Genomic DNA, 317 nt, shown 5'->3' on the forward strand with positions numbered 1-317 from the left:
CTCCACGATCATGCGATAGCCGTGCTCGGCGCAGGTCAGCATCCCGCCCAGCAGCATCTGGTCGAGCCAGTCGGTACCCTGACGTGCGCGCCAGTCGGCGATCGTTCGCTCGCGATCGTTGAGTGCGAGGATCAGGTAGGATCGCGATCCCGCCATGCGCTGCGCGGCGATAGAGGGCACGTAGCCGAGCTTGTCGATCGACGCCTGTACCCGGCTGGCCATTTCCGGGCGGACACCGGGTTCCTTGTTGACGACGCGGCTGACGGTTTGCAGCGACACGCCCGCGTCGCTCGCCACGTGTTTGATCGTGACCGCCT

At 65.9% G+C, this 317-nt stretch carries 1 protein-coding gene; it reads right to left on the reverse strand.

Going from position 1 to position 317, the window contains the following annotated elements; translation table 11 throughout:
- Nucleotides 1–317 (reverse strand): LacI family DNA-binding transcriptional regulator (locus AC0IYH_RS30475; RefSeq protein WP_471837886.1); only part of this gene is annotated, 317 nt, incomplete at both ends.

Source organism: Pseudomonas sp. AC463 (genome assembly GCF_979253585.1).